The organism is Frankia canadensis, assembly GCF_900197875.1.
GTDB classification, from domain to species: domain Bacteria; phylum Actinomycetota; class Actinomycetes; order Frankiales; family Frankiaceae; genus Frankia; species Frankia canadensis.
In genome coordinates this window covers 56,793-65,069 of record NZ_FZMO01000024.1, presented here as the reverse complement: position 1 = coordinate 65,069, position 8,277 = coordinate 56,793, and the positions used below count along the sequence as shown (strand labels likewise).

Genomic DNA, 8,277 nt, shown 5'->3' with positions numbered 1-8,277 from the left:
GAGTCGTAGTGGGGGCGCAGGGGTTGGCCGGAGCGGCCGGCGTCGGGGCGGACGGCCAGCGTCTGGTGGATCTGGGTCTGGCCGGACTCGAAGCTGAGCGCCGAGCCCGCCATGTACAGCCGCCACACCCGCGCGCGGCCCGCGCCGGCCAGCCGGATGGCGGTGTCCCAGTCCTCCTCCAGGCGGCGCACCCAGGCGCGCAGGGTCAGCGCGTAGTGCTCGCGCAGGTTCTCGACGTGGCGGACCTCGAAGCCGGCGGCCTGCGTCAGCGAGGTCATGAGCCCGATCTCGTGCAGCTCCCCGTCGGGAAACACGTAGCGGCGCAGGAAGTCCCGGCCCTTCGGCAGCGGCACCGGCCCGAGGTGCGGGCGGCCGCGTCCCGCGCCCGCCGGGTCGCCGGGCAGGGAGATGCCGTGGTTGAGCAGCCGGCCGCCGGGGCGCAGCAGCCCGTACAGGCTGGCGAAGTAGGTCGGCAGCATCGCCCGGCCGACGTGCTCGACCATGCCGACGGAGCTGATCGCGTCGAACGGGCCGTCGGGGATCTCCCGGTAGTCCTGCAGGCGGATCTCGATCGCGTCGGACAGTCCCGCCTCGGCGATGCGGCGCCGTGCCTCCGTCGCCTGCTCCACCGAGATCGTCACCCCCACTCCGCGCACGCCGTGGTGCCGGGCGGCGTGCAGGAGCATGCTGCCCCAGCCGCAGCCGATGTCAAGCAGCCGCTCGCCGGGTCGCAGGCCGAGCTTGCGGCAGACCAGCTCGTGCTTGGCCTCCTGGGCGGCGTCGAGCCCCACGGACGGGGACTCCCAGACCGCGCACGAGTACGTCATCGTGGGGCCGAGCAGCAGGCGGTAGAAGTCGTTCGACACGTCGTAGTGGTGCGAGATGGCGGCGGCGTCGCGGTCCTGGCTGTGCCGGCGGCCATGGAGTCGGGCCTCCTCCGCCGGCGGGACCGGCGGCCGGGTGCCCAGCTCCCGCAGCAGGGTGAACAGCGCGCCCCGGGCCGCGGCGTCAAGCCGCCGCGGTGATGTCGACAGCCCCTCGCGCACTCCGAGGGCGGCGAAGATGTCGCCGTCGACGTCGAGGTCGCCGGCGACGAACGCGCGGGCCAGGCCCAGCTCGCCGGGGCGGAACAGCACCCGGCGCATCGCCTCGGGGGAGCGCACGGCGATCCGGGTCGGCGTGTCGGGGCCGAGCGTCGAACCGTCCCACAGTGTGACCCGGACCGGCGGGTCGGGCCCGAGCAGGGTCCCGAGCAGGGCGTGCGTCGCCGCGCGACCTGCGGCGACCACGCGGGCGCCGGATCGGCACCGGTGGGGGTCGCGGGGGCGACGGGCTGGGGGTCCTCCAGGTCTCGACTGATCGTCACGGCGCATCCTCCGGCTCGGGTGCGCCGTCCCCGTGCTGGGACGTCGCCGGAGTCGGCCGGCGGGGACAGCGCCGGGGACCGGCCCGGTCGGCGCCGCCCGACCCGGGTCTGGACAAACCACCGGTGCTGTGCGCGCCGGCCGGTCGCGGACCCTGGTCGGCCCAGCCCCGCGGGGCGCGGTCGCACCTGGTTGTCTGGGTGGCATCGTCCCCCGGAAAAGCCGCGTTCGAACGGTGGCAGGTGTCGCATGCCAGTAGGCCCGAGAACGGGAATAAACCGCCTGCTGACCTCCTGAGAACACCAGGCCACGCACGGCGCGAGACGCCCGCGGTGGACGCCCGGCCGGGCTGGGCCGGGGCGGCCGCTGGCCGCCCCGGCCCGATCCGGCGGAGGTCAGGCGACGGCGGCGGCGCCGAGCAGGGCCTTGAGGTCGCCCATCAGCGCGGGGGTGCGCTGCACCTTGTAGGCGTCGTCGAGGCGCAGCAGCGTGACCCGGCTCGCGCCCTGCAGGCGCAGGTGCACCTCGGTCGTGCCCGGATGGGTGCCGAGTACCTCGCGTAGCCGTTCGACGGTCGGCGGGTTCACCCGCGACGCCGGCATCGTGATGATCACCGGCGGGCTCAGCGCCTGGTCGCTGAGGTCCGGCACGGTCAGCTCGGAGGCGATCAGCCGCGGGGCATCCTCCCGCTTGTCGAGGCGGCCCTTGACGATGACGACGGCGTCCTCGGCGAGCTGCGTCGAGCACGTCTCGTAGGTCTGCGGGAAGAACATCACCTCCAGACCGCCCTCCAGGTCCTCGATGGTCGTCAGCGCCCAGAGCTTGCCCTGCTTGGTGACCTTGCGCTGCAGGCTGGAGATGATTCCGCCGATGGTCACCGTCGAGCCGTCCGCGTACTCACCGCCGGTGAGCGAGGCGATGCCGCAGTCGGCCTTGGCGGCCAGGATGTGCTCGACGTCGCGCAGCGGGTGGTCCGACACGTACAGGCCGAGCATCTCCCGCTCGTGGGACAGCTTGACCGTCTTGTCCCACTCCTGGTCGGAGAACTCCTGGACGCCGAACATCGGCGCGCCGCCGTCGTCCTCGGTGTCGTCGAGTGCGAACAGGTCGAACTGGCCCTCGGCGTTCTTCTTCTTCACGCTCATGACCGCGTCGACGGCCTGCTCGTGCCGCTCCACCAGGCCGCGACGGGTGTGCCCGAGGGCGTCGAAGGCGCCGGCCTTGATCAGCGACTCGATGGTGCGCTTGTTGCAGACCACCGCCTCGACCTTGTCGAGGAAGTCCGGGAACGACACGAACCGGGGCTTGGCTCCCCGGGTGCGCACGATCGACTCGACGACGTTCGTCCCCACGTTGCGGATGGCGGCGAGGCCGACCCGGATCTCGTTCGATCCGTGCGCCGTGTAGTCGGCGTTGGAGCTGTTGACGTCCGGCGGCAGCACCCGGATGCCCATCCGTCGGCACTCGTTGAGGTAGATCGCCGACTTGTCCTTGTCGTCACGCACCGAGGTGAGCAGCGCCGCCATGTACTCGGCCGGATAGTTGGCCTTCAGGTACGCCGTCCAGTAGGAGACGAGTCCGTAGCCGGCGGTGTGCGCTTTGTTGAAGGCGTAGTCGGAGAACGGGACGAGGATGTCCCACAGTGTCTTGATGGCCGCGTCGGAGTAGCCGTTGTCCTTCATCCCGCTGGAGAACGGGACGAACTCCTTGTCGAGGATCTCCTTCTTCTTCTTGCCCATCGCCCGGCGCAGCAGGTCCGCGCCGCCGAGGGAGTAGCCGGCGACCCTCTGCGCGATCGCCATGACCTGCTCCTGGTAGACGATCAGGCCGTAGGTCGTGTCGAGGATGTCGGCGAGCGGCTCGGCCAGCTCCGGGTGGATCGGGGTGATCTCCTGCTGGCCGTTCTTGCGCAGCGCGTAGTTGATGTGCGAGTTGGCGCCCATCGGCCCCGGCCGGTAGAGCGCGAGCACGGCGGAGATGTCCTCGAAGTTGTCGGGGCGCATCATCCGCAGCAGGGAGCGCATCGGGCCGCCGTCGAGCTGGAACACGCCGAGCGTGTCGCCGCGGCCCAGCAGTTCGTAGCTGGCGGGATCGTCGAGGCTCAGGCCGAGCAGGTCGATCGTCCGGTCCCGGTTGGACTCGACGTTGCGCACCGCGTCGTCCATCACCGTGAGGTTGCGCAGGCCCAGGAAGTCCATCTTGAGCAGGCCGAGCGTCTCGCAGGTCGGGTAGTCGAACTGCGTGATGATCGCGCCGTCGGCGTCGCGGCGCCACACCGGGATGTGGTCGATGATCGGCTCGGCGGACATGATGACGCCCGCCGCGTGCACGCCTGCCTGGCGGATGAGGCCCTCGAGGCCCTTCGCGGTGTCGATGACCTTGCGGACGTCCGCGTCGGACTCGTAGAGGCCGCGGATCTCACCGGCCTCGCTGAAGCGCGGGTGCTTCTCGTCGAAGATGCCGCCCAGCGGGATGTCCTTGCCCATGACGGCCGGCGGCATCGCCTTGGTGATCCGGTCGCCGACCGCGTACGGGTAGCCGAGGACACGGGAGGAGTCCTTGATGGCGGCCTTCGCCTTGATGGTGCCGTAGGTGACGATCTGCGCGATGCGGTCCTCGCCCCACCGGTCGGTCACATAGCGGATCACGTCACCGCGCCGACGTTCGTCGAAGTCGATGTCGATGTCGGGCATGGACACGCGCTCGGGGTTGAGGAAGCGCTCGAACAGCAGCGAGTGGGGGATCGGGTCGAGGTCGGTGATGCCAAGCGCGTAGGCGACCATCGACCCGGCGGCGCTGCCACGGCCGGGCCCGACCGGGATCCCCTGGCTCTTCGCCCACATGATGAAGTCGGCGACGACCAGGAAGTACGAGGGGAACCCCATCTGGAGGATGATCCCGATCTCGTACTCGACCCGCTCGCGGTGCTCCTCGTCGTAGCCGCCGGGGAAGCGCCGGTCCATGCCGGCCCAGGTCTCCGCGCGGAACCAGCTCTCCTCGGTCTCGCCGTCGGGGACCGGGAAACGCGGCATGAGGTTGCGCTTGCTGAACATGCCGGTCGGGTCGACCCGCTCGGCGATCATCAGCGTGGTCTCGCAGCCCTCCTGCCAGACGTCCGAGCCATCGATCGCGTACATCTCCTCGGCGCTCTTGAGGTAGTAACCCGATCCCTCGAACTGGAAGGTCGGGTTCGCCACCGTCGAGGCCGTCTGGACGCACAGCAGCGCGGAGTGGGCCTCGCGCTCGGACTCGTAGGTGTAGTGCGAGTCGTTGGTGACCACGAAGCGCATGCCGAGCTTGCGGGCGATGTCGACGAGCCCGTCGCGGACCCGGCGCTCGATGTCGAGCCCGTGATCCATGATCTCGCAGAAGAAGTTCTCCCTGCCGAAGATCTCCTGGTAGGTCGCGGCGGCCTGCAGGGCGGCGTCGAAGTGCCCGAGGCGCAGCCGGGTCTGCACGTTCCCGGACGGGCACCCGGTCGTCGCCATGAGCCCCTCGGCGTGCTCGGCGATGATCTCCTCGTCCATCCGCGGCCACTTGATGTAGTGACCCTCGATCGACGCCCGGGAGTTGAGCTTGAACATGTTCTTCAGGCCGACCGCGTTGCGCGCCCACATCGTCATGTGGGTGTAGGAGCCACCACCGGAGACGTCGTCGCCCTTCTGGTGTGGCTCGCCCCAGCGCACACGCTGCTTGAGCAGGCGCGACTGGGGGGCCACGTACGCCTCGCAGCCGATGATCGGCTTGACGCCGGCGGCGGTCGCCTGCTTGTGGAAGTCGTACGCGCCGTACATGTAGCCGTGGTCGGTGATCGCGACCGCCGGCATCTGCTGGCGCGACACCTCGGCGAACATGTCCTTCAACCGGGCCGCGCCGTCCAGCATCGAGTACTCGGTGTGGACGTGCAGGTGGACGAAGGAGTTTGACACCTCGGACGGACCCTTCCGCGCGCTGGGCACGCCGGTCGAAGCGGACGGCCACCCACCCGGCGGTGCCCGACGGGGGACGCACCCGGCGCACCCGGTGGGCCCGGACTCGGCCGAGGTTGTCGGGTGGGGCCGGGCCGATGCGCCCGCCGCGGGGGATCGGCCGGATGGACGGGACTTGTCCCGGCAGCCTAGCTGCCCGGCCGCGCCCCGGATCGCCGCCATGCCGGCGGCCCACGGCGTGCGACGGAGCGCTCCCGGCCGGCGGTTACCGAGCGTCCCCTGCGCCCCCGGCGCGGCGCGCGGCAACGGCCGCGGCGATCACGTCGACGGCGCGGTCGACGTCAGCGAGGGTGGTCGCCCAGTTACTCACGGACAGGCGCATCGCGGCCTGCCCGCGCCACGTCGTGCCGGTCAGGTACGCCTCGCCACCCGCCGTCACCGCGGCGGTGACCTCGCGGGTCAGCCGGTCGCCCGCCACGGCGGGGTCCGGGTATCCGCGCGACGGGATGTCCGCCCGGGCGCACCCCGGGCGCCGCGCCGGGCCGTCCACCCGGAGCAGGACCTGGTTGAGCGGGACGAGCCCGCCCGGCGCGGCGGGGCCGTCGGTGGCGTTGAGCACGCTCAGGCCGGGTACCGCCGCGAGTCGGTGGGCGGCGTGGTCGGCGAGGTCGCAACAGCGGTCGACAAGCTCACGCAGGCCCGCGCGGCCCAGCGAGCGCAGCGCCGCGTACACCGCGAACGCCCGCGCCCGGCGGCTGAACTCCGGCGTCCAGTCGACCGGATCGAGCTGGCCGGCCCCGTCCGGCGGGAAGTAGACGGCGGGTGCCGCCATCGCCCCCCGATGCGCCGCCGGGTCGGCGACGAGCGCGATCCCGCAGTCGTAGGGCACGTTGAGCCACTTGTGCCCATCGGTCGCCCACGAGTCGGCCTGCGCCGCCCCGGCGACGAGGGCACGCCGCGCCGGCGATCCCGACACCGCCGCCCACAGCCCGAAGGCCCCGTCGACGTGCACCCAGCCGCCGTGCTCGTGGGCCAGCGCGCAGATCTCGGCGAGCGGGTCCGCGGCGCCGGTGTTGACCTCGCCCACCTGGGTGATGACGATCGTCGGCCGGGCCGCGGCGGCGCGGCCGGGGCCGGCCGCATGGCCGGGGTGGGTGTGGGAGGGCGGCGCGCCGCCGGCGAGGGCGGCGCGCAGCGCGTCCGGGCGCATGCGGCCGAGCCCGTCGGTGGCCACCGGGACGACGGCGCGCCGCCCGAGGCCGAGCAGGCGCAGCGCGGCGTCGACGGTGGCGTGGCGGTCGGCGCCGGCGAGCACCCGCACCGGGGGTGCGCCGAGCAGGCCGTCGGCCTCCACGTCCCAGCCAGCGTCGGCGAGCACCCGGTGCCGGGCGGCCGCGAGGGCGGTGACATGCGCCATCTGGGTGCCGGTGGTGAACCCGACGGACACGTGGGACGGCAGGCCGAGCAGCTGCGTCACCCAGCGCCCGGCGACGGACTCCACGGCGCTGGCCGCCGGCGACAGCGACGCGAGCGCCGCGTTCTGGTCCCAGACGACGGCGAGGACGTCGGCGGCGAGCGCCGCGGGCAGGGTGCCGCCGATGACGTAGCCGAAGAAGGCGGGCGAGCCGGTGGCGGTCAGCCCGCCATCCACCGCCTCGACGAGCGCGTCGATGACCGCCACCGGGTCGGTGGGGCCGTCGGGCAGCCGGTCGTCGAGGCGGGCGAGGACCTCAGCGGCGCTGTGCGCCGGGCGGACCGGACGGGTACCCAATCCCGCGAGCCAGTCGTGCGCGTGTCCGGTGGCGGCCCGCAGCGCCGCCGCCAGCGCCGGCCCGGGATCGGCCGGGCCGCTCAGCCGCCCACCGCCGGCGTCGGGGCGGCCGCGGGCCGTCCGGTCGCGGCGCCGGGGCCGGGCGCCGGGCGGGCCCGGTCGGCCGCGACCCGCCCCTCGCCCGACAGCCAGTCCTGGATCAGTGTCGCCGTGCGGTCAGCGTCCTCGATCATCGGCACGTGCCCGAGCCCGTCGAGGATCTCCACCCGCCAGTCCGGGCGGCGGGCGGCGACGTCGCGCGCCACCGCCACCGGGATGAGCCGGTCGGCGGTGCCGTGCAGCAGCAGCGTCGGATGCGGGACGGTGCGGACCAGTCGCGACAGCGGCGCCGCCCGCAGCAGCGACCACACCACCGACCGGGCGGCGGCGACGAACGCCTGGTCGGCGTCGGGCAGGCCGTCCCGTTCCCGCTGGGCGCGTTCCATCGCGACCCGGGCGGAGGCGGGAACGCGGGCCGGGTCGGCGCAGATCCGGCGCAGGCTCTGCTCGACGAGCTCGCCCGGCGTGTAGCGGGTCCGCCGGTGGGCCAGCACGGCCGTGCCGACCCAGGGGACGAACAGGCCGGCGAACAGGCGGGCGATCTCCGGATCCGGGCGCACGCCGCGGGGGCGGGGCAGCGCCGGGTCGACGAGGATCATGCCGGCCACGGAGTCCGGTCGGTGACCGGCCTGCAGGAGGCTGATCATGCCGCCCATCGAGTTGCCGACGAGGACCGGCGCGACGGCGAGGACCTCCGCGAGGAACCGGTCGAGCAGGCGCTGGTTGGCGGCGACGTCGGTGCGCCGCCCGGCGGCCGGGGTGCGGCCGTGCCCGGCGAGGTCCACGGCCAGCACCCGGTGGGACGCGGTGAGAAGAGGGGCGAGCGGCAGCCAGTTGAGGTGCGAGCCGCCGAGGCCGTGCACGCACAGCAACAGCGGCGCGGTGGCCGGGCCCCCGAAGTCGACGAAGTGCACGGGCCCACCGAGCTGCGCCCAGTAGGACCGATGGCCCTCGGCCGTCTGCCCGCTGACCGCCGACACGGGTGCCCCGGGCACCACCGGCGGGTGGGGGAGCACCGGCACGCCGGGCGTATCACCGTCGGTGCGCGACGTCTCCTCGAGGTTGGTCATCCCTCGACGGTAGGGCGCCCGCGGCCCGCAGTGAACGGCGAGGC

Annotated in this window: 4 protein-coding genes; all 4 read right to left on the bottom strand. The window is 73.3% G+C overall.

Annotated features, from left to right (window positions below):
* A partial coding sequence (locus C1A33_RS03565) for an SAM-dependent methyltransferase (RefSeq protein ID WP_243407138.1) occupies positions 1-1,289 on the bottom strand: 1,289 nt, incomplete at its 3' end.
* A 470-nt stretch (positions 1,290-1,759) separates the two neighbouring features.
* Complete coding sequence (dnaE, locus tag C1A33_RS03560; RefSeq protein WP_101830097.1) at positions 1,760-5,293, bottom strand: DNA polymerase III subunit alpha; 3,534 nt, start codon at positions 5,291-5,293, stop codon at positions 1,760-1,762.
* Between the two features lie 265 nt (positions 5,294-5,558).
* Positions 5,559-7,148 (bottom strand): pyridoxal phosphate-dependent decarboxylase family protein, encoded by a 1,590-nt coding sequence (locus C1A33_RS03555; RefSeq protein WP_207770141.1) that lies wholly within the window; start codon positions 7,146-7,148, stop codon positions 5,559-5,561.
* Positions 7,145-8,233, bottom strand: a complete 1,089-nt coding sequence (locus C1A33_RS03550; RefSeq protein WP_101830081.1) for an alpha/beta fold hydrolase — start codon at positions 8,231-8,233, stop codon at positions 7,145-7,147. The genes C1A33_RS03555 and C1A33_RS03550 overlap by 4 nt, the downstream gene beginning before the upstream one ends.
* Positions 8,234-8,277 lie beyond the last annotated feature (44 nt).